Origin of the sequence: Mesorhizobium sp. M0659 (genome assembly GCF_040320605.1) — a bacterium.
Taxonomy (GTDB): domain Bacteria; phylum Pseudomonadota; class Alphaproteobacteria; order Rhizobiales; family Rhizobiaceae; genus Mesorhizobium.
Genome location: NZ_JAMYPY010000020.1, coordinates 86,820 through 105,373 on the forward strand (window position 1 = coordinate 86,820; position 18,554 = coordinate 105,373).

The following is an 18,554-nucleotide window of genomic DNA, read 5'->3' on the forward strand; positions in this document are numbered from 1 at the left end:
TTGTCGAAATCGGCATTGTCACGTCAGCGCCGGTTTCCTGTCGCGGATTGATGCGCTATGCAGCGCAGGAGCCAGCAAAATGCCGGAAACGGTTGGCCAGTGCGGAGGGGTTGATGAGCGAGATCGAACGCGAGAGCATGGAATTCGACGTGGTCATCGTCGGGGCCGGCCCGGCGGGCCTTGCCGCAGCGATCCGTCTCAAGCAGGTCAATCCCGAGCTTTCCGTCGTGGTGTTGGAAAAGGGCGGCGAGGTTGGTGCACACATTCTGTCAGGCGCCGTCGTCGATCCAATAGGCATCGACCGCCTGTTGCCGGGCTGGCGCGAGGAAGATGGCCATCCCTTCAAGACGCCGGTTACGGCCGACGATTTCCTGGTGCTCAGCCCCGCCGGCTCGTTCCGTCTGCCCAATATACTGATGCCGCCGCTGATGAACAATCACGGCAACTACATCGTCTCGCTCGGCAATGTCTGCCGCTGGCTGGCAACCAAGGCTGAAGCGCTAGGCGTCGAAATCTATCCGGGCTTTGCTGCCGTCAGCCTCGTCTACAACGATGCCGGCGCCGTCACGGGCGTCGTCACCGGCGACATGGGCGTCGAAAAAGACGGCACACATGGCCCGGGCTTTGCGCCGGGCATGGCGCTGATGGGCAAATACGTGCTGATCGGCGAGGGCGCGCGCGGTTCGCTGTCCAAGCAGCTGATCGCAAAATACAAACTGTCCGACGGGCGTGAGCCCGGCAAATACGGCATCGGCCTCAAGGAGCTGTGGCAGGTCAAGCCCGAGAACCACCGGCCGGGCCTGGTGCAGCACTCCTTCGGCTGGCCGCTCGACCTGAAGACAGGCGGCGGCTCCTTCCTCTACCACCTCGAGGATAACCAGGTCGCGGTCGGCTTCGTCCTGCATCTCAACTACAAGAACCCCTGGCTGTCGCCCTTCGAGGAATTCCAACGGTTCAAGACGCATCCGGCGATATCGCGCACCTTCGAGGGCGCCAAGCGCATCGGCTATGGCGCGCGCGCCATTACCGAAGGCGGCTGGCAGTCGGTGCCGAAACTCTCCTTCCCCGGCGGCGCGCTGATGGGGTGTGCGGCGGGCTTCGTCAACGTGCCGCGCATCAAGGGTTCGCACAATGCGGTGCTGTCCGGCATGCTGGCGGCCGAGCATGTCGCGCAAGCGATCGGCTCCGGCCGCGCCAATGACGAACTGTCGTCTTATGAGGACGCCTGGCGCGCGACCGATATCGGCAAGGATTTGAAGAAGGTCCGCAACGTCAAGCCGCTCTGGTCGCGCTTCGGCACCATTATCGGCGTCGGCCTCGGTGGTCTCGACATGTGGCTGAACACGCTGTTCGGCTTCTCGCCCTTCGGCACGCTGAAACATGGCAAGGCCGATTATGCCACGCTTGAGCCCGCGGCCAAGCACAAGAAGATCGCCTATCCCAAAGCGGACGGCGTGCTGACCTTCGACCGCCTGTCCTCGGTGTTCCTGTCCAACACCAATCACGAGGAAAACGAGCCGGTGCATCTCATCGTCGGCGACATGGAGTTGCAGAAGCGTTCCGAGCATGATGTCTTTGCCGGGCCCTCGACCCGCTATTGCCCGGCCGGTGTTTACGAATGGGTCGACAAGGACGGCAACGCCGCCGCCGATCCGTCTGCCAAGGATGTGCGCTTCGTCATCAATGCGCAGAACTGCGTGCACTGCAAGACCTGCGACATCAAGGATCCCAACCAGAACATCAACTGGGTGCCGCCACAAGGCGGCGAAGGCCCGGTCTATCAGGGCATGTGAGCCTCACCGACCGGGGCCGCCTCAACAGCAAAAATGGCGGCGATGGCCGGGTTTACCAAGGCATGTAAGGCGCTCGGCGCCAAAGATTGTTGAAACCGTCGTCTGCTTGTGGTCTCATTGCCGCGTCCATGGGGAAAATGGCATGCGCGTGTTGGTCTTGTTTTGCGTCGCCGTCGTAAGCGCGGCCTGCGGCGTCGTCGGGACGGCGTCGGCGGGGGTGAAAACCGTCGTCAAGACGCGAACCTATGACATCACCGGCGCGACAGGTGCCGGTCTGGTTATCGCCATGAACCGCAGGGGCCCCAAGCACGGTTTCATGACCCACGCCATCGCGCAGACAAGCTACACCGCCGACTGGAGCCTGGACGTGGGTCAGGTCAACGGCGTCTGCCGCCTGCGCCAGGCCAATGGAACGCTCAACATCGCCTACACCTACCCGCGCGTCGCCTCGGCCGTCACGCCGGCGCTGCGCAAACGCTGGAACCGGTTTTTCACAGGCGTTCTCGCTCATGAAGGAACCCATGGCCGTATCGCCGGGCAGATGATGCAGGCTGCCGAGCGGTCGGTTCGCGGCCTGAAATTTGCCAACGATCCGCAATGCAACAAAACGCGCGTCGAAGCCACGCGGCGCTTGCAAGCCACTTCCAAGCTCTATGAGGCAAAACAGATCGCGTTCGACGCGCGCGAGCACAGTGAAGGCGGCCATGTCGAGCGCATCATCGAGGCCTTGGTAGGCTTGTGAAACCGTAAGCCCCGTGGCGTACGATCTAGCCGCCCATGCTGGGCTGGATCAGCGACACAGTCGCGGTAGAATCCTCGTCGACCGGCTTGGTCTCGTCGCGCATCAATGAAAATTCCACCATCACCGGCAGATGGTCGGAGCCGGTCTCTTCCATCTGCGTCGACGACAGGATGGTCACCCCGCCCTTCGAAAACACCTGGTCGATCGGCAGGCCCGCATAGCGCCGCAGGAAATCGGGCAGGGTCCGGTGGATCCAGGTCGGTCCGGCCGACGGCATCACGGTCAGTCCGCCGAGCGAGGCAACGCGCCGTACCGCGGCGCTCCACGGCACGGCATTGCAGTCGCCGGCCATGATCGCCGTCTCGCCGAGCGAGGTGAGCGTCTCGGTCAACTCGCCGATCTGCCAGTATTGTTCCTTCGGCCACGGCCAGCTCAAATGGATCGCCGCGACATCGACCGGAGTGCCGCCGAAATCGACGGTGGCGGCCGCCATCGCGCCGCGCGGTTCGCAATGCGGCTCGGTGCCGGCCGCAAAGGGTCGCCGGGACAAAAGCGCCACGCCCCACACGCCGTCGGGATGGGCGCACAGGATGCGATAGGGATAGGCGTTCTGGATATAGCTGAGTTCGGTCGCCCACATGGCCGATACTTCGTCGAGCGTGATCACGTCTGGGTTGGTCCTGCCGATCAGCGAAAGAACCTTCTTGGGTGTCGGATTGTTGAAACGCAGGTTCATCTGCAGCAGCCGGTAGACCGGTTCGTTGCCGGGCGCGGCGTCATTGGCGGCCCGCACCGGCCACAGGCGCGGCAAGGTGCTCAACGTGCTGGCGAAGGCGGCCACGGCCAGCAGCAGGCCCACGCCCGCCTGCAGGCGAAACGAGGTGGCGAGCAGCGGCAGCGCAATCAGCCCCATCAGCACGGCAAAATGGATGCGGAAATGGGCGAAGGAATCGAAGGCCGGATGCAGTGCGCCAAAGAACCCGGCTACAAGCGCGGCCGAGAGGCCGAGCATTGCCAGGAACGCCATTGAAGCCATCATCTTTCGCACGCGTGCCATCAGACCGGGTTTTGCCCATAGACCGGGTAATACATTGCCGAGGTATCAGGCCTTTATCGGCTGAAATGCGGCCCAATCAAGATGACGAAACGCCTCGCGGCAAACATTTACGGCAAGCCGGTCTACTGAAAGGCCGTCTCCGAAAAGCTTCTCAGCTTGCGCGAATGCAACCGTTCCATCGGCATTTCCGCCAGCTTCTCCATCGCCTTGATGCCGATGGTCAGATGCTGCGCCACTTGCCGCTTGTAGAATTCGGTCGCCATGCCGGGCAGCTTCAACTCGCCATGCAGCGGCTTGTCGGAGACGCAAAGCAGCGTGCCGTAGGGCACGCGGAAGCGGAAGCCATTGGCGGCGATCGTGGCCGATTCCATATCGAGCGCGATGGCGCGCGACTGCGACAGCCGCTGCACCGGTCCGCGCTGGTCGCGCAGTTCCCAGTTGCGGTTGTCGATGGTGGCGACGGTGCCGGTGCGCATGATGCGCTTGAGATCGTAGCCGGAAAGTCCGGTGACTTCGGCGACCGCCTCCTGCAGCGCCACCTGGATCTCGGCCAGCGGCGGTATCGGCACCCACACCGGCAGGTCATCGTCCAGCACATGGTCTTCCCGGACATAGGCATGCGCCAGCACATAGTCGCCCAGCGCCTGAGTGTTGCGCAGGCCGGCGCAATGGCCGAGCATCAGCCATGCATGTGGCCGCAGCACCGCGACATGGTCGGTGATCGTCTTGGCGTTGGACGGGCCGACGCCGATGTTGACCATGGTGATGCCGCCATGGTTCGGCTTCTTCAGATGATAGGCTGGCATCTGAGGCAGGCGCGGCGCCGCCACGCCTTCGCTGGGCGCGTTTTGCCCTGCCTTGGTGATGACATTGCCCGGTTCGACGAATTCGGTATAGCCGTGGCCGCCTTCAGCCATCTGGGCCCGCGCGCGGGCGACGAACTCGTCGATGTAGAACTGGTAGTTGGTGAACAGCACGAAGTTCTGGAAATGCTGCGGGCTGGTCGCGGTGTAGTGCGTCATGCGGTGCAGCGAATAGTCGATGCGCTGCGCCGTGAACGGCGCCAGCGGCCTTGGTTCGCCGAACGCGACCTCGAAGGTGCCGTTGGCGATCTGGTCGTCGGTGCCGTCGAGATCCGGCACGTCGAACAGGTCGCGGATCGGCCGTTTGATGCGGTCGGCGGCGGCGCCATCGACATGGGTTCCTTCAAGGAACGCGAAATGCAGCGGGATCGGCGTGGTCGATTCCGAAACCGTTACCGGCACGCCGTGATTGCGCATGATCAGGCGAAGCTGCTCTACGAGATAGCGTTCGAACAGCACCGGCTGGGTGATGGTGGTCGAGAAATGCCCGGGGGTCGGCATGTGGCCGTAGGCCTGGCGCGAGTCGATCTGGGTGAACGAATTGGTGGTGACGCCGATCTCCGGGTAGAAGGCGCGGTAGCGCTTGCTTTCGTCGCCGCCGGCGGCAAGCGTGGCAAAGGAGTCGCGCAGAAACTTGGTGTTGCGGTCGTAGAGCACCTGCAAGGCGGCCACGGCCTTTTTGGCGTCGTCGAAGCTCTGCTTGCCGAAAGGCTCCGGCATGACGACCGATTCGATAGCTTGTGGGTAGATTCGCTTTTCCATGGCTCAATATAGAGACTTGAGGCCGCACTTGGGAGGGGAGGGTGGCCGCCAAGTGGTCGATTTATTCGTCCACGCCCAAGGTGTGCTGAGATTCAGGTAAGGCTGAGCCGGAGTCGAGGACGGGCGCGAAGCGACCAAACTGGTTGGCTTCGAGAACCGGAGCGGAGCGTACTCGAAGCATGTGAGCACCAAGGCCGCCACTTGCAGGCCAGCATCACCTTAATACCGGCACACCTTACCCGCGCTGCAGACTGACCAGCAAGACAAAGCCGACGCCATGCTTCTTCGTCGCCGGCGCGTCGATCGTCGTGTCGGCATTGGCCCGCATCATCGGCATGGCCAGGACCGGCGCCGACAACACGACCAGAACGAGCGCCGCCCGCGGCAGGAGCCGAAGGGTCTGGAGGGCGTTGATGGCGATGCGGTTCATGGCTTTTGCTTTTCTGTTTGGATCTATGTCTTTGTCGTCTCAGGGGCGAAAATGGTTCATGCAATCGAATTGGCAGGAACTGGCTGCATTCCAGGAACGGGCCGGACGGCCGGATTCGGCCACGAGGATGGCGAAGAGCATCCCGAACAGGCTCATCAACAGGCAGACGATGGTGAAGCGGCGAGCGAGCATTTGCGTAGTGTCTCCTTGAACACGCCATCAAATGCCCTGATGCGACTGAACCGGCGCTGATGCCGACGTTCATCTGCGGTTCAAAGTGATTGACGAGGTCTTAGAGAGAGCGTCGGTTCGGGTTTGCGCCGCCGCAAACGGCACGGTCGTCGCTATGGCGCGGACCGTCCTGCAAAAGAAAACGGGGCCTGTGAAGGCCCCGTTGGTCAACTCAAAGCAGCAAGATCAGAGCTTGTGCCAGGTCTGGCTCTTGCAGATCAGCCCGCCGAGCACGCAGCCGCTCATTTTGAGCGAGGTGCCCGACAGTGTTGCCTTGCCCGAATAGGTCTTGTCGTTTGCCGGATCGGTGATGTTGCCGGCATATTTGTTGGCCCCGGCCGCCTTGAGCGAACCGATGGTCTTCCCGGCATATTTGCCGGTCTTCAGGGTGATGGAGAATGAACCGCTGCCGCCGGTAACTGCTGTGTCGCCGGCTTGTGTCTTCCAATTGCCTTCGATCGGATCGGCCCAAGCCGCACCAGCCATCATCACGGCGGCCGCCAGGGCCAAGCTCACTTTGCGAAACATATCTGTCCTCCCTGGTTTAGATGGGGCAGCCGCCTCTCTGCCCCTTACGCAAACGTAAGCTAATCCAGCTCCCGGCAAAACAAAAGCGTGCCGCGACGGAAGGTTTCGCAATTTTCATGCGGGGTCGGGAGAGTGCAGCCCGTGGAAATGAAACGATCGAGGCGTTGGCTTTGGTTCGCGTGGTTAGCAGAGTGTTGATCGGCGCCTTGCAAATTTTCGTCAAATCGGTCGAGAAACGGCGGGATTGCTGACTTTGTATCCTTAACGAATTTCCGCGTTTACCTCTTGTTTTAGCTTTGTTTTCTCCAAATTAAGCACGCCATTTAACGACGGATTCAAGGCTCGGCCTCATTCTCGGAAGCATCGAAAGAGCGGCTCCCCAGGGAACACCGGGGGACAGAAGAGGCCCGCTCTCGGGAGCCAGACAGGGGACTAAAATGGCACGTTTTGAAATGCTTGAAGCCGGCTTCGGCGCCATGGGGGCAACTGCCCAGGCCGACATTCTTTTCGAACTGGGCATGATGTATGCGACCGGCCGCGATTGCGAGACCGATGTCGTTGCCGCCCACAAATGGTTCAACATCGCCGCCATCAAGGGCTCGGTCCGCGCCGCGGAACTGCGCTCGGAACTGTCGGCCGCAATGTCCAAGGTCGAGATCGCCAAGGCGCTGCGCGAAGCCCGCGAATGGATGACGATGCACTGAGATCGCGAGCAGATTATCGCAGGCAGATTATCGAAAACAGGGAAGCCCCGGGATCAAGACCGCAAAGACGGTCGGAACCGGTGAAACGACGAGGCCGCGACAAGACGGCCGACCATGAAAGAACAAGAACGCGGCAGGCCGGCACGGTCCAGTCGTGCACAATGGGGACGGCGGGCAGGTTTTCGTGGCGCGGGGGCGCATGGGGACTGCTACGAGCAAAAAGCCACGACCGGCCGGAACAGGCTGGCGTGGCTTTTTGCGTTGATGAGGCCCAATCGAGCGGCGCCGATGCGCCTAGACAGGCCCAATGAAGGATGAAATTGTCCCGCCTTCGGAAAGAAGCGCGGCCAGAGCGGCTGCGCGAGTGTGGGAGGAGTTCTATCACCATGAAAAAAACGGGTATTTTGAGCGCGGCCGTATTTGGCCTGATGATGAGCGCGCCGGTTGCCTTTGCCGATGACATCACCATTTCGGTGGTCGGCCCGATGACCGGACAGCTCGCCACGATCGGCGATCAGTTCAAGCAGGGCGCAACGGCAGCCGCCGATGCGATCAACGCCGCCGGCGGTGTCAACGGCTCGATAATCAAGCTCGACATCGAGGACGACCAGTGCGATCCCAAGCAGGCGGTTTCTGTGGCCAACCGGATCGTTGCCAACAGCGTCAAGTTTATTGACGGCCATGCCTGTTCAGGTTCGAGCATCCCGGCTTCCGCCGTCTACGCCGAGGCCGGCGCGCTGATGATGAGCCCGGCCTCTTCAAATCCCGAGCTGACCGATGCCGCCGCCAAGGCCGGCTGGCCGACGATCATGCGTCTCTATACGCGTGACGACGCGCAGGGCGCCTTCATTGGCCCGTGGATCGCCAAGAAATATGCCGGCAAGAATGTCGTTATCCTGCATGACAAGAGCGCCTACGGTCAGGGCGTTGCCGATGCCGTGAAGGCGACGATGAATGCCGGTGGCCTCAAGGAGATCGACTATGAAGGCATCAATGCCGGCGAGAAGGATTATTCGGCTCTCGTCACCAAGCTGAAGGACCTCAAGGCCGACGTTGTCTATTTCGGCGGCTATCACCCGGAAGCCGGGCTTATCCTGCGTCAGTCGGCCGAGCAGAGCGTCAAGTTCCAGCTGATCATGCCGGACTCGATCGCCTCGCCGGAATTCTGGCAGGTCGCCGGCCCCGCCGGTGAAGGCACCCTGTTCGTCTTCCCGTCGGACCCGCAGGCCAAGCCGGAAGCCAAGGAGGCCATCGCCAAGATCAAGGCGGGCGGCTTCGTGCCGGAAGGCTTTACGCTGTTCTCCTACGCCGTCGTTCAGGCGTTTGCAGAGGGCGTCAAGCGCGCCGGAACGGACGATCCGGTCAAGGTAGCCGAAGCGCTGAAGAACGGCACGCCCTTCAGCACCGTGGTCGGCGACGTGACCTTCGACGAGAAGGGCGATCTGAAGAACGCCAGCTACGACATCAACCAGTGGCACGACGGCAAATACGCACCGATCGCGCAGTAAGCGGCCGCGTACTCATGGAAATGGCCGGGCTTGTCCCGGCCATTTTTGTTCAAGCCTCCAGCCGGCTTGCAGCCTCTTCAACGAAGCGCACCAGCACCGTTCCGTCGGTGACCTGCGCGCCCTCTGTGGCGATTTCCGCGATCACGCCGTCATGGCTGGCCGCGATCGTGTGCTCCATCTTCATCGCTTCCAGGATCAACAGCGGCTGGCCCTTGATCACCCTTTCGCCCTTTGCCGCGCGCACCAGCTTGACCACGCCTGGCATCGGCGCGCGCAGGCTGCCGGAAGCGGCGGCCGCCTCGTCGGTGCGCGCCAGCGGATCCGGGACGAGGAAACTGTAGCCGACCGCGCCTTCGAACACGGTGACGTGGCCTGGCCAGCGGGCAAGGCGAGGGGCGGCGCGAAGATCATGCGAATTGACGCTGTCATAGGGCGCGTCCAGCGCCACCTCGAAGCGCCCGTCCGGCCGCACTGAAACACGCGCCAGTATATCGTCCTCGCCATGGCGCAGGCGCGTGCGGCGCGCAACGCTGTGGAAATGCGCATAGCCGGCAAGCGACGACCACGGATCGTTCGACGGCGGCAAAGCACCGGCGCCCGCCGCGGCAAGGGCCGCCGCGGCAACGATCTCGCTGCTCGGCGGGGCGACCGCGGTCAGCGCTTCCTGATGCCTGCCGATCAGGCCGGTATCGACATCACCAGCCGAAAAATCGGCGTTCGCGGCAAGTGCCGCGAGAAAGGCGGTGTTGACGGTCGAGCCGGCAATCTCGGTCTGCGACAACGCAGTCCCGAGCGCATCGAGTGCCGCCTGCCTGTCCTTGGCGTGGATGACCAGCTTGGCGATCATCGGATCGTAGAAGGGCGAGATCGCATCGCCGGCCCGCACGCCGGTCTCGATGCGCATGCTGGCGCCTTCGGGCGCGTTGTCGGGAAACGCCAGGTGATGCAGCGTGCCGGTCGCCGGCAGAAACCCTTTCGCCGCGTCCTCGGCATAGATGCGCGCCTCGAAGGCGTGGCCGGAAAGCGTGATTTCGCTCTGCGTCTTCGGCAGCTTTTCGCCGGCGGCTACCCGCAACTGCCACTCGACCAGGTCGGTGCCGGTGACCATTTCGGTGACGGGATGCTCGACCTGCAGGCGGGTGTTCATTTCCATGAACCAGAAGCGGTCGGCCTTCAGCCCTTGCGAGGCATCGACGATGAATTCGATGGTGCCGGCGCCGGAATAGCTGATCGCCTTGGCGGCCTTGACCGCCGCTTCCGTCATCGCCTCGCGCAGCGCCAGCGTCATGCCGGGCGCCGGCGCTTCCTCGATCACCTTCTGGTGGCGGCGCTGCGCCGAGCAGTCGCGCTCGTAGAGATGCACGGCATTGCCAAAATTGTCGCCGAACACCTGGACCTCGATGTGGCGCGGCTTGTCGACGTATTTTTCGACCAGCACGCGATCGTCGCCGAACGCGGCCTTGGCCTCGCGCCGTGCGCCTGACAGCGCTTCCGAAAAATCTTCGGGATGTTCGACGCGGCGCATGCCCTTGCCGCCGCCGCCGGCGCGCGCCTTGATCAGCACGGGATAGCCGATCTCACGCGCCTTGGACGCCAGCAGCACGATCTCCTGCGCCTCGCCATGATAGCCCGGCACCACCGGCACGCCGGCCTTTTCCATCAGCCGCTTGGCCGCATCCTTCAGCCCCATGGCGCGGATCGAGGCGGCCGACGGGCCGATGAAGGTGAGCCCTGCCGCCACCACCAGGTCGACGAAATCGGGGTTTTCCGAGAGGAAGCCGTACCCGGGGTGAATTGCTTCGGCGCCGGTCGCCAGCGCCGCCGCAACAATCTTGTCGCCGCGCAGATAGCTTTCGCCGACCGGCGAGGAACCGATACTCACTGCCTCGTCGGCCATTTTGACATGCAGGGCCTTGGCGTCCGCGTCGGAATAGACGGCAACGGTGCGCACTCCCATCTTCCTGGCCGTGCATATCACCCGGCAGGCGATCTCGCCGCGATTGGCGATCAGGATCTTGGCGAACATGGAGCCTCCAGAGTTTGTCTCGGGCGGCGCCGGTCTGGCAGGAATGAGCCTATTTCGAAGCCGCGATTTTGCAGCCGCCGCTCGCGGTCTGAACCTTCCACTTTTTCAGGCCAACCTGACAGCTTCGCAACGCCAACTCTTCCGCGGCCTTCTGAGATGGCGCGTTCAGCCGCGCACCGCAGATGATGTAAAGATCGTCGACGCGCGAGTAGAATGTGGTCGCGTAGGCCGAGTGGCCACTCGCCGCGACATAGGCGTTGTACGACTTCGTGCAGGGCTCCTTTGGATTCAGTGACAACGGAGGCCAGAATCGGGTGTCTCCCTTGCTGCCCGCCAGCGATCCAGCCGCCCCGATACCGGGTGCCGTAAATACGAGCAGGCCGGCAAGCATCGATACAGTAATTCGTTTGATGCGTGTCGATTTCATCTTGCGCCGCCCATTTGAAAAATGCCCAAGCCGATGCTTGTCGGCCTACTTCGATGCCGCAACTTCGCAGCCCGCACCTGTAATGACCTTGTAATGGCTGCGGGCGGACTCGCAGGATTTCATCGCCCGTTCTTCGGCAGCCTTCTGTGACAGTGCATTCAAGCCCGAGCCGCAGATGATGTACAACGAACGGATCCGGGCATAGGGCGTGGTCGCATAGGCCGAATGGCCGCCGGCGGCCACATAGGCGTTGTAAGCCATGGTGCACTGGTCTTTCGGGCTTTTCGGCAAATACGGATAGAAATGGATGTCGCCTTTGCTTCCCGCCAGCGATGCCGCGGCGCCAACGCCGGGTACCGCAAATATAAGCAAGACTGCAAGTACCGACGCAGTCGTCTTTCCCGAATATTTCGGCCTCATCTTTACCCCATCCCCGTTGCCCAATGCGGGATGAACAATAGCGTCTATTCTCCAGTGCCGCCAGCCTGCTCACCGAAAATTGCTTTTGCGTAGGTGGATGAACCATCTTATCCATGCAGACTAGCATCCTCCAATGGCAGCAACGGCTTGTCGGTATAGTTGAGCTGTTGGCTCGTCGAAGCAGCAGAAAATAACTGTTTCGGGCGTTGAGTTCTGTCCGACGAAGGTACCTGCGATGCCAACGGCAATCTGCGTCGCCTCATTTTTCGGATAACGGTAGATGCCGGTCGAGATCGCCGGAAATGCCACGGTCCGGCAATCCCTGGCGGCGGCGATTTGGAGTGACCTGATATAGCAGGATACGACCAGTCCGGCTTCGCCTTTGCCGCCGCCTCGCCAGACAGGTCCGACCGTGTGGATGATGTAACGTGCCGGCAGGTGATAGCCCTTGGTAAGCTTTGCCTCGCCGACTTGCAGCCGTTCAGCATCCGGCATTCGAATTCGAGCTCCGGGCCGGCGGCGCGGTGAATGGCGCCGTCGACGCCGCCGCCGCCCAGCAGCGAGGAATTGGCGGCATTGACGATGGCATCGACCGCAAGCCTGGTGATGTCGCGGTGCGGACATGTATCCGTTCGCCGAACTTGCTCATCTCACATCCTGAACACGCCGAACTTCGTTTCCTCGATTTCGGCGTTGAGCGCGGCCGACAGGCTGAGCGCCAGCACCTCGCGCGTTTTCGCCGGGTCGATGATGCCGTCGTCCCACAGCCGCGCCGAGGAGTAGAGCGGGTGGCCCTCATGCTCGTATTTCATCAGGATCGGCTTCTTGAATTTCGCTTCCTCGTCCGCGCTCCACTCACCGCCCTTGCGCTCGATGCCCTCGCGCTTGACCACCGCCAGCACGGTCGCCGCCTGTTCGCCGCCCATCACCGAAATGCGCGCATTCGGCCACATCCACAGGAACCGCGGCGAGTAGGCGCGTCCGCACATGCCGTAATTGCCGGCGCCGAACGAGCCGCCGATGATCATCGTCACCTTCGGCACGCGAGCGGTGGCGACCGCCATCACCAGCTTGGCGCCGTCCTTGGCGATGCCGCCGGCCTCGTATTTCCGCCCGACCATGAAGCCGGTGATGTTCTGCAGGAAGATCAGCGGGATCTTGCGCTGGCAGCACAGTTCGATGAAATGCGCGCCCTTGACAGCACTTTCGGAAAACAGCACGCCATTATTGGCGATGATGCCGACCGGCATGCCCTGAAGATGGGCAAAGCCGGTGACCAGCGTGGTGCCGTAATTCTGCTTGAACTCGTCGAACTCGGAGCCGTCGACGACGCGCGCGATCACCTCGCGCACATCATAGGGCTGGCGCAAATCCGTCGGCACGATGCCATAGAGTTCACGCGGATCGTGAAGCGGCGGCGCGGGTTCCTGTAAGCTCAGGCTTACGGTCTTGCGCCGGTTGAGGTTCTTGACGATGCGCCGGCAAATCGCGAGCGCATGTTCGTCGTCCAGCGCATAGTGGTCGGCGACACCGGACAGCCTGGTGTGCACGTCGGCGCCGCCAAGCTCCTCGGCGCTGACATCTTCGCCCGTAGCCGCCTTCACCAGAGGCGGGCCGCCGAGAAAAATGGTCGCCTGGTTGCGCACCATGATCGTCTCGTCCGACATTGCCGGCACATAGGCGCCGCCCGCAGTACATGAGCCCATGACGCAGGCGATCTGCGGAATGCCGGCCGCCGACATGTTGGCCTGGTTGTAGAAGATGCGGCCGAAATGCTCGCGATCGGGAAACACCTCGTCCTGATTAGGCAGGTTGGCGCCGCCGCTGTCGACCAGATAGACGCAAGGTAGATTGTTTTGCAGCGCGATCTCCTGTGCGCGCAAATGCTTCTTCACCGTGAGCGGATAATAGGTGCCGCCCTTCACCGTGGCGTCGTTGACCACGACCATCACCTCGGTGCCTTCGACACGGCCGACGCCGGCGACGAGGCCGGCCGAGGAAATCTCCTCGCCATACATGGACCATGCCGCGAACTGGCCGATCTCGAGGAAAGGCGAGCCGGTGTCGAGCAACTGCGCCAGCCGCTCGCGCGGCAACAGCTTGCCGCGCGAAACATGACGCTCGCGCGCCTCCTCCGAGCCACCGCGCTCGACGCTTGCCGCCTTGTCCGCAATGTCGGCAACCAGCGCCCGCATGCGCTCAGCATTGGCGCGGAAGGTTTCGGAGGAGGGCGAGATCTGGGTTTGGAGTACGGCCATGCTAAACCCCTTCCGCCATGATCTCGCGCCCGATCAGCCAGCGGCGGATTTCGCTGGTGCCGGCGCCGATCTCGTAGAGCTTGGCGTCGCGCAACAGCCGGCCGGTCGGATACTCGTTGGTATAGCCGTTGCCGCCAAGCAGCTGGATGGCGTCGAGCGCCATCAGCGTCGCCTTTTCGGCGGCAAACAGCACGCAGCCGGCAGCATCCTTGCGTGTCGTCTGGCCGCGATCGCAGGCAGCCGCGACAGCATAGACATAGGCACGCGCGGCATTCATCGTCGAATACATGTCGGCGAGCTTGCCCTGTACCAGCTGGAACTCGCCGATCGGCTGGCCGAACTGCTTGCGCTCATGCACATAGGGGATGGCGACATCGAGGCTCGCCGCCATCAGCCCGAGCGGGCCGCCGGCGAGCACGGTGCGCTCGTAGTCGAGGCCCGACATCAGCACCTCGACGCCGCGGCCTTCCTCATGCAGCACATTGTCGTAGGGAACCTCGACATTGTCGAACACCAGTTCGCCGGTGTTGGAGCCGCGCATGCCGAGCTTGTCGAGCTTTGGTGATGCCGAGAAGCCGGCCATCGTCTTTTCGACGATGAAGGCGGTGATGCCGCGCGATTTCCGCTCCGGATCGGTCTTGGCATAGACGACCAGCGTTTCGGCGTCGGGGCCGTTGGTGATCCACATCTTTGAGCCGTTGAGCACATAGCGGTCGTTGCGCTTTTCAGCCCGCAGCTTGAGCGAGACGACGTCCGAGCCGGCGCCCGATTCCGACATGGCCAGCGCCCCGGCCTTTTCGCCCGAGCACAGTGCCGGCAGGAACTTCTCCTTCTGCGCAGGTGTCGCCCAGCGGTTGATCTGGTTGACGCAGAGGTTCGAATGGGCGCCGTAGGAAAGGCCGACCGAGCCCGAGGCGCGCGAAATCTCTTCCACCGCAATGACATGGGCGAGGTAGCCCATGCCGCTACCGCCGAAATCGGGATCGGCGGTGATCCCAAGCAGGCCGAGCGCGCCGAGTTCTTTCCACAGATGCGCGGGGAACTGGTTGCTGCGGTCGATCTCGGCGGCGATCGGCGCTATTTTCTCCTGGGCAAAGCGGCGCACCAGATCGCGCAGCGCCTCGATGTCCTCGTCATGCCCGAAGCTGAGTGTGTTCGTGTACATGCCGCTCCCTCCCGGAACTGTCGTCTATGTTCGCGCCAACTAGGCGCATTGTCATTGAAAGATATGTCGCCGTGACTTCAGCCATCGACAGCCGCTCGCCCGGCCGGAACCAGACGATGACGCCGGTCATCATCTGGATCAGGGCCATGGCAGTGAGCCCGGTGTCATCGACACTGAAGGCGCCGGCCTCCGCGCCGTCGCGCAGGATGGCGCGCAACTCCTTCTCATAGGCGGTGCGCATGCGAAGGATCTGCGTCAGCCGGTCATGCGACAGGCTGCGCAATTCCATATTCGAGACATGGGTTGAGTGGCGGCGCTCGATGTGGAAAGCGATGTGGTTTTCGACATAGGCGGCAAGCCGCGTTGCCGGATCGGCTGCGTCGGGGCGTGCGGCGTCCCACGCTTCGATCAGCCCTTCCATATGTTTGCGCATCAGCGTGAACAGCAGGTCTTCCTTGGTCGGAAAATAGCGGTAGAGCGCGGCCGCCTGGACGCCGACCTCGGCGGCAAGCTGCCGCATCGACGTCGCCTCATAGCCGAAGCGGGCGATCAGGCTGACCGCTGCCTCGCGGACGGCCGCTTCAGTTTTTTCGCCATCGGATCCCGTTGTGCGTGCCATGATCGCCTCCCGGTATTTAGTAATAAAACGAACGTTCAATTAATTCAAGCGGCAATAAAGTGGTTCCGTCTAGACAATGATCCGAAAGTCGATGGGCGAGTCGAGGAGTTCGAATTCTTCGACTCGACCCTCGAAACCGAAGCTCCCCTTGGCCCTTGCCGGAGCCGTTCGATCATTGTGGAAACCGCAGCATCGGCACCGGCAATCGAGGCCGTCACCGTGCCGTCTCGTTCATTGCGTACCCAACCTACGAGGCCAAGCCTTATCGCTTCGCGTCGCGCCCACATCCGGTAGCCGACGCCTTGCACCTTACCATGCATGCGCGCCTGCACCGCCTTTTGCCGGTCGTTATCTCCCATGCTCAAGAACTGGCGCGGGATCGGACGAAAGCAACAGCCTTGAACGGTTGGATTGTTGTTGGATCGACGGAAGCCGGGGGCCCGGCTGATTCTGTCTTGGCCTTTGGCGGCATTGGCAGGCCGTGTCGCGACGGCAATCGGCCGGGCTAGTTTCCCCGTGCCGCGGCGAGCGCGCCGGGCAGTTCCTCGGCAAAGATGTCGAGCTCATGATCGAGGCCGACGCTGACCCGGATGCAACGTTCGAGCCTTGGCGCCATCGGTTTGCGAATGAACACGTCGCGCGACAAAAGATTTTGCAGCACTTTCAGCGCGAAGGCGCCGTCCTTGCCGCAATCGATGGTGACGAAATTGGTCGCCGATGGCAGCGGCTTCAGCCCGTTCGTCTCGGCAATCCCGGCTATACGTGTGCGGCCGGCAGCAACTCGCGCCACCACGCTGTGCAGCCAGTCCTGGTCGGCCAGCGCCTCGACGCCGGCGATCTGCGCCATGCGGCTGACGCCGTAATGGTTGCGGATCTTCTCGAAATCGCGGATCACCTCAGCCTCGGCCACCGCATAGCCGCAGCGAATGCCGGCCAGCCCGTATGCCTTGGAGAAGGTGCGCATGCGGATGACGTTGGGCCGCGCGACATCGATCGGCGGCAGCGCCGAGGCCGGCCCCAATTCGCCATAGGCCTCGTCGAGCACCAGCATGGTGGTTTCCGGCAACGCTTCGACGAAGCGGGTGATATCTCCTGCTTCCCACCAGCTGCCCATCGGATTGTCCGGATTGGAGAGATAGACCAGCGGCGCCTTCTCCTTGATGACTGCCTTGAGCAGGCCGTCCAGGCTTTCCTTGTCGTTCTCGTAAGGCACCGTGACCAGCCGGCCGCCGACGCCGGCAATGTGGAAGTTGAAGGTCGGATAGGCGCCGAGCGAGGTGACCACTGCGTCGCCCGGCGCGACATACATGCGCGCCACCAGGCTGAGCAGCCCGTCTATGCCTTCGCCGACGACGACGTTTTCGGCGCCGACGCCGAGATGGCGGGCCGCAGCCTGCTTCAGATCATAATTGTCGGGATCGCAATACATCCACTGGTCACGCGCGACGCGCTCCATACGGGCGATAACGCGCGGCGAAGGCCCGAAGCTGCTTTCATTGGCGCCGATGCGGGCGCGAAAAGCACGTCCGCGCTCGCGCTCGTGCGCCTCCGGGCCGACAAACGGCACCGTCGAGGGGAGTGCGCCGACAAGCGGCGTGAGGGCAGGGCGCTGGCGCATGGCAAAGGCTCACAAGAAGATGGGCCTTCTTGCTAGCGTGCCCAATAGGACGGCGCAAGTTCTGGCGCGGCTGGAAATAGTGGCCATCACGCCCGTGATGAAATCGGCGCGGGTGGCCACGCTCTACGACCTGACCGCCGGTAGGCGGCAACCCTTTTGAAGGCCAGCACTGCAGCCAATGGCGACGGGCGCTTCAAAAAGAAAACCCGGCGGTTGCCCGCCGGGTTCGATTTTCAGCCAGGCTGAGCGTCTTAGAACGAGCGCTGGAAGCGGAGGAGACCGCCGATGCTGCTCTTCTTGTCGGCGTTGGTGAAGTTGGAGAAATTGGCGTCGTCGAACTTGCCTGCATTGAGGTAGTCGACTTCGGCCGTGACCGTGAAGCCGGGAACAACGTCGTAGGCGATGTTGGCGGCAACACCGAGATTCTTCCATTCGTCATACGAGACCTGGGCATTGAACGAGGTCTTCTCGTTGATGGTGTAGGTGCCGCCACCCCAGAATGCCCAGTTGCCGCCCCACTGCTTGTAGAAGCCGCGGCCGCCAGCGTCGATCGCATAGCTCGAGTCCGTCAAATTGTCGTCGGTGCCGTAGCCGCCCATGATGAACAGCGACAGGTTCTGCATCGGGGTGATGTCCAACCGAACCTTGCCGGCGACTTCTTCATAGTTGCTGTCATAAGCGACGACGCCGGTGATGGCGCCCCAGCCCTGCGTGTACTTCACGCCGCCGACGACATGCGGAACGTAGCTGTCGATGGTGTCGAAGCCCGAGCCTTCTTCGAGAGAGACGACGGCCGAGAAGCCGTTGCCCGCATCGAAATAGTACTGGACGACGTTGGTGTCGAAGTCGCCGTAGGGAACGAGCGTATCCTGAAGGACGTTGCCGGCGTAGCCGATGAACGTGTCGAAGGCCGATTCGTCTTTACCGACGCGCAGACCACCGAGCTGGATCCAGGCGAAGTTCAGCGAAACGTTCTTGTTGCCGGCAGGGTTGGAGTTGAACTCGTCTGCTTCCGTTGCCGGATCGTCTGCCGACGGATAGCCGTTACGATTGCCGAAGTTGAAGCGGGTCTCGGTGTAGGTCTTCAAGGTGCCGAGTTCGGTTTCCTGGCCGGTCCAGGTCTTCAGCGTGAAGCGGGCGTTCTTGTAGAAGGTGTCCTGCTCGTCGCCATCCTTATGGTCGAAGGACCTCGCACCGTCGAACGAGCCGACGTCGCCGGCGCCGATGTCGTAGCGGACATAGCCGCCGATGCGCAGGCAGGTTTCGGTGCCGGGGATGTAGAAGTAGCCGGCGCCGTAGACGTCGCAGATCTTGACGTATTCAGCCGGTTCCGGCTCGGCGACGACGACGGCGTCGGCGGCGCGCGCACCGGAAACTGCGATCAAGGCCGCAGCGGAGCCGAG

General features: G+C 62.5%; 19 protein-coding genes and 1 pseudogene. 5 read left to right on the forward strand and 15 right to left on the reverse strand.

Translation table 11 applies throughout. The annotated features are described in order from the left end of the window. Window positions 1-113: 113 nt before the first annotated feature. Together NKI31_RS25720 and NKI31_RS25725 are read left to right on the forward strand one after the other, a co-directional pair. Window positions 114-1,793 carry an electron transfer flavoprotein-ubiquinone oxidoreductase gene (locus NKI31_RS25720; protein ID WP_352652880.1) on the forward strand — a complete coding sequence of 560 codons (1,680 nt, stop codon included), beginning with the start codon at window positions 114-116 and terminating at the stop codon, window positions 1,791-1,793. 142 nt (window positions 1,794-1,935) lie between these two features. Then, window positions 1,936-2,535 (forward strand): DUF922 domain-containing protein, encoded by a 600-nt coding sequence (locus NKI31_RS25725; RefSeq protein ID WP_352652881.1) that lies wholly within the window; start codon window positions 1,936-1,938, stop codon window positions 2,533-2,535. A gap of 25 nt (window positions 2,536-2,560) precedes the next feature. On the opposite strand, the gene NKI31_RS25730 is transcribed toward NKI31_RS25725, so the two are convergent. The 5 genes from NKI31_RS25730 to NKI31_RS25750 all read right to left on the reverse strand — a co-directional run bounded on the left by NKI31_RS25730 (window position 2,561) and on the right by NKI31_RS25750 (window position 6,406). Continuing rightward, window positions 2,561-3,574, reverse strand: coding sequence for an endonuclease/exonuclease/phosphatase family protein (locus NKI31_RS25730; RefSeq protein WP_156929813.1), 1,014 nt, complete (start codon window positions 3,572-3,574; stop codon window positions 2,561-2,563). A 140-nt stretch (window positions 3,575-3,714) separates the two neighbouring features. After that, window positions 3,715-5,175: an AMP nucleosidase gene (locus NKI31_RS25735; RefSeq protein ID WP_023731828.1), complete on the reverse strand. Its 1,461-nt coding sequence runs from the start codon at window positions 5,173-5,175 to the stop codon at window positions 3,715-3,717. A gap of 277 nt (window positions 5,176-5,452) precedes the next feature. Further along, a complete protein-coding gene (locus NKI31_RS25740; RefSeq protein ID WP_023670200.1) occupies window positions 5,453-5,647 on the reverse strand; it encodes a hypothetical protein in 195 nt (64 codons plus the stop codon). 39 nt (window positions 5,648-5,686) lie between these two features. Further along, window positions 5,687-5,839: a hypothetical protein gene (locus tag NKI31_RS25745; RefSeq protein ID WP_023738556.1), complete on the reverse strand. Its 153-nt coding sequence runs from the start codon at window positions 5,837-5,839 to the stop codon at window positions 5,687-5,689. 225 nt (window positions 5,840-6,064) lie between these two features. Beyond that, the gene (locus tag NKI31_RS25750) at window positions 6,065-6,406 is read right to left on the reverse strand and encodes a DUF2147 domain-containing protein (protein WP_352652883.1); all 342 of its coding nucleotides are present in this window, start codon (window positions 6,404-6,406) and stop codon (window positions 6,065-6,067) included. Window positions 6,407-6,843: 437 nt separating this feature from the next. On the opposite strand from NKI31_RS25750, the gene NKI31_RS25755 reads away from it, so the two are divergent. Both NKI31_RS25755 and NKI31_RS25760 read left to right on the forward strand, forming a co-directional pair. Continuing rightward, entirely contained in the window at window positions 6,844-7,110 is a 267-nt protein-coding gene (locus tag NKI31_RS25755; RefSeq protein ID WP_006199745.1) for an SEL1-like repeat protein, read from the forward strand. A 386-nt stretch (window positions 7,111-7,496) separates the two neighbouring features. Beyond that, window positions 7,497-8,618 carry an ABC transporter substrate-binding protein gene (locus tag NKI31_RS25760; protein ID WP_023738557.1) on the forward strand — a complete coding sequence of 374 codons (1,122 nt, stop codon included), beginning with the start codon at window positions 7,497-7,499 and terminating at the stop codon, window positions 8,616-8,618. 49 nt (window positions 8,619-8,667) lie between these two features. Here NKI31_RS25760 and NKI31_RS25765 read toward each other — a convergent pair whose 3' ends face one another. The 9 genes and pseudogenes from NKI31_RS25765 to NKI31_RS25805 all read right to left on the reverse strand — a co-directional run bounded on the left by NKI31_RS25765 (window position 8,668) and on the right by NKI31_RS25805 (window position 17,151). Next, window positions 8,668-10,644 carry an acetyl/propionyl/methylcrotonyl-CoA carboxylase subunit alpha gene (locus tag NKI31_RS25765; RefSeq protein WP_023738558.1) on the reverse strand — a complete coding sequence of 659 codons (1,977 nt, stop codon included), beginning with the start codon at window positions 10,642-10,644 and terminating at the stop codon, window positions 8,668-8,670. A 49-nt stretch (window positions 10,645-10,693) separates the two neighbouring features. Further along, the gene (locus NKI31_RS25770) at window positions 10,694-11,071 is read right to left on the reverse strand and encodes a hypothetical protein (RefSeq protein ID WP_023684512.1); all 378 of its coding nucleotides are present in this window, start codon (window positions 11,069-11,071) and stop codon (window positions 10,694-10,696) included. A gap of 45 nt (window positions 11,072-11,116) precedes the next feature. Further along, window positions 11,117-11,491 carry a hypothetical protein gene (locus NKI31_RS25775; RefSeq protein WP_352652884.1) on the reverse strand — a complete coding sequence of 125 codons (375 nt, stop codon included), beginning with the start codon at window positions 11,489-11,491 and terminating at the stop codon, window positions 11,117-11,119. A gap of 120 nt (window positions 11,492-11,611) precedes the next feature. Next, window positions 11,612-12,140: pseudogene (locus NKI31_RS25780) on the reverse strand (O-acetyl-ADP-ribose deacetylase). Window position 12,141: 1 nt separating this feature from the next. Then, window positions 12,142-13,749, reverse strand: coding sequence for a carboxyl transferase domain-containing protein (locus NKI31_RS25785; RefSeq protein WP_023684511.1), 1,608 nt, complete (start codon window positions 13,747-13,749; stop codon window positions 12,142-12,144). 1 nt (window position 13,750) lies between these two features. Further along, window positions 13,751-14,914, reverse strand: a complete 1,164-nt coding sequence (locus NKI31_RS25790; protein WP_023684510.1) for an isovaleryl-CoA dehydrogenase — start codon at window positions 14,912-14,914, stop codon at window positions 13,751-13,753. Next, window positions 14,883-15,533 carry a TetR/AcrR family transcriptional regulator gene (locus NKI31_RS25795; RefSeq protein WP_023684509.1) on the reverse strand — a complete coding sequence of 217 codons (651 nt, stop codon included), beginning with the start codon at window positions 15,531-15,533 and terminating at the stop codon, window positions 14,883-14,885. The genes NKI31_RS25790 and NKI31_RS25795 overlap by 32 nt, the downstream gene beginning before the upstream one ends. A gap of 44 nt (window positions 15,534-15,577) precedes the next feature. Beyond that, the gene (locus NKI31_RS25800; RefSeq protein ID WP_155924235.1) at window positions 15,578-15,892 is read right to left on the reverse strand and encodes an acylphosphatase; all 315 of its coding nucleotides are present in this window, start codon (window positions 15,890-15,892) and stop codon (window positions 15,578-15,580) included. Window positions 15,893-16,038: 146 nt separating this feature from the next. Then, a complete protein-coding gene (locus NKI31_RS25805; protein ID WP_352652885.1) occupies window positions 16,039-17,151 on the reverse strand; it encodes a pyridoxal phosphate-dependent aminotransferase in 1,113 nt (370 codons plus the stop codon). On the opposite strand from NKI31_RS25805, the gene NKI31_RS25810 reads away from it, so the two are divergent. Beyond that, the gene (locus NKI31_RS25810; RefSeq protein ID WP_352652886.1) at window positions 17,150-17,311 is read left to right on the forward strand and encodes a hypothetical protein; all 162 of its coding nucleotides are present in this window, start codon (window positions 17,150-17,152) and stop codon (window positions 17,309-17,311) included. The genes NKI31_RS25805 and NKI31_RS25810 overlap by 2 nt on opposite strands. A gap of 91 nt (window positions 17,312-17,402) precedes the next feature. Here the strand turns inward: NKI31_RS25810 and NKI31_RS25815 are convergent. Then, window positions 17,403-18,554: porin (locus NKI31_RS25815; RefSeq protein ID WP_352652887.1), on the reverse strand; the 1,152-nt coding region annotated here is incomplete at its 5' end.

Excerpts from the sequence above, each read along its gene's own strand:
- NKI31_RS25720 (WP_352652880.1), top strand. The coding sequence starts at position 114 with ATGAGCGAGATCGAACGCGAGAGCATGGAATTCGACGTGGTCATCGTC.
- NKI31_RS25725 (WP_352652881.1), top strand. The coding sequence starts at position 1,936 with ATGCGCGTGTTGGTCTTGTTTTGCGTCGCCGTCGTAAGCGCGGCCTGC.
- NKI31_RS25730 (WP_156929813.1), bottom strand. The coding sequence starts at position 3,574 with ATGATGGCTTCAATGGCGTTCCTGGCAATGCTCGGCCTCTCGGCCGCG.
- NKI31_RS25735 (WP_023731828.1), bottom strand. The coding sequence starts at position 5,175 with ATGCCGGAGCCTTTCGGCAAGCAGAGCTTCGACGACGCCAAAAAGGCC.
- NKI31_RS25740 (WP_023670200.1), bottom strand. The coding sequence starts at position 5,647 with ATGAACCGCATCGCCATCAACGCCCTCCAGACCCTTCGGCTCCTGCCG.
- NKI31_RS25745 (WP_023738556.1), bottom strand. The coding sequence starts at position 5,839 with ATGCTCGCTCGCCGCTTCACCATCGTCTGCCTGTTGATGAGCCTGTTC.
- NKI31_RS25750 (WP_352652883.1), bottom strand. The coding sequence starts at position 6,406 with ATGTTTCGCAAAGTGAGCTTGGCCCTGGCGGCCGCCGTGATGATGGCT.
- NKI31_RS25755 (WP_006199745.1), top strand. The coding sequence starts at position 6,844 with ATGGCACGTTTTGAAATGCTTGAAGCCGGCTTCGGCGCCATGGGGGCA.
- NKI31_RS25760 (WP_023738557.1), top strand. The coding sequence starts at position 7,497 with ATGAAAAAAACGGGTATTTTGAGCGCGGCCGTATTTGGCCTGATGATG.
- NKI31_RS25765 (WP_023738558.1), bottom strand. The coding sequence starts at position 10,644 with ATGTTCGCCAAGATCCTGATCGCCAATCGCGGCGAGATCGCCTGCCGG.
- NKI31_RS25770 (WP_023684512.1), bottom strand. The coding sequence starts at position 11,071 with ATGAAATCGACACGCATCAAACGAATTACTGTATCGATGCTTGCCGGC.
- NKI31_RS25775 (WP_352652884.1), bottom strand. The coding sequence starts at position 11,491 with ATGAGGCCGAAATATTCGGGAAAGACGACTGCGTCGGTACTTGCAGTC.
- NKI31_RS25785 (WP_023684511.1), bottom strand. The coding sequence starts at position 13,749 with ATGGCCGTACTCCAAACCCAGATCTCGCCCTCCTCCGAAACCTTCCGC.
- NKI31_RS25790 (WP_023684510.1), bottom strand. The coding sequence starts at position 14,914 with ATGTACACGAACACACTCAGCTTCGGGCATGACGAGGACATCGAGGCG.
- NKI31_RS25795 (WP_023684509.1), bottom strand. The coding sequence starts at position 15,533 with ATGGCACGCACAACGGGATCCGATGGCGAAAAAACTGAAGCGGCCGTC.
- NKI31_RS25800 (WP_155924235.1), bottom strand. The coding sequence starts at position 15,892 with ATGGGAGATAACGACCGGCAAAAGGCGGTGCAGGCGCGCATGCATGGT.
- NKI31_RS25810 (WP_352652886.1), top strand. The coding sequence starts at position 17,150 with ATGGCAAAGGCTCACAAGAAGATGGGCCTTCTTGCTAGCGTGCCCAAT.
- NKI31_RS25805 (WP_352652885.1), bottom strand. The coding sequence starts at position 17,151 with ATGCGCCAGCGCCCTGCCCTCACGCCGCTTGTCGGCGCACTCCCCTCG.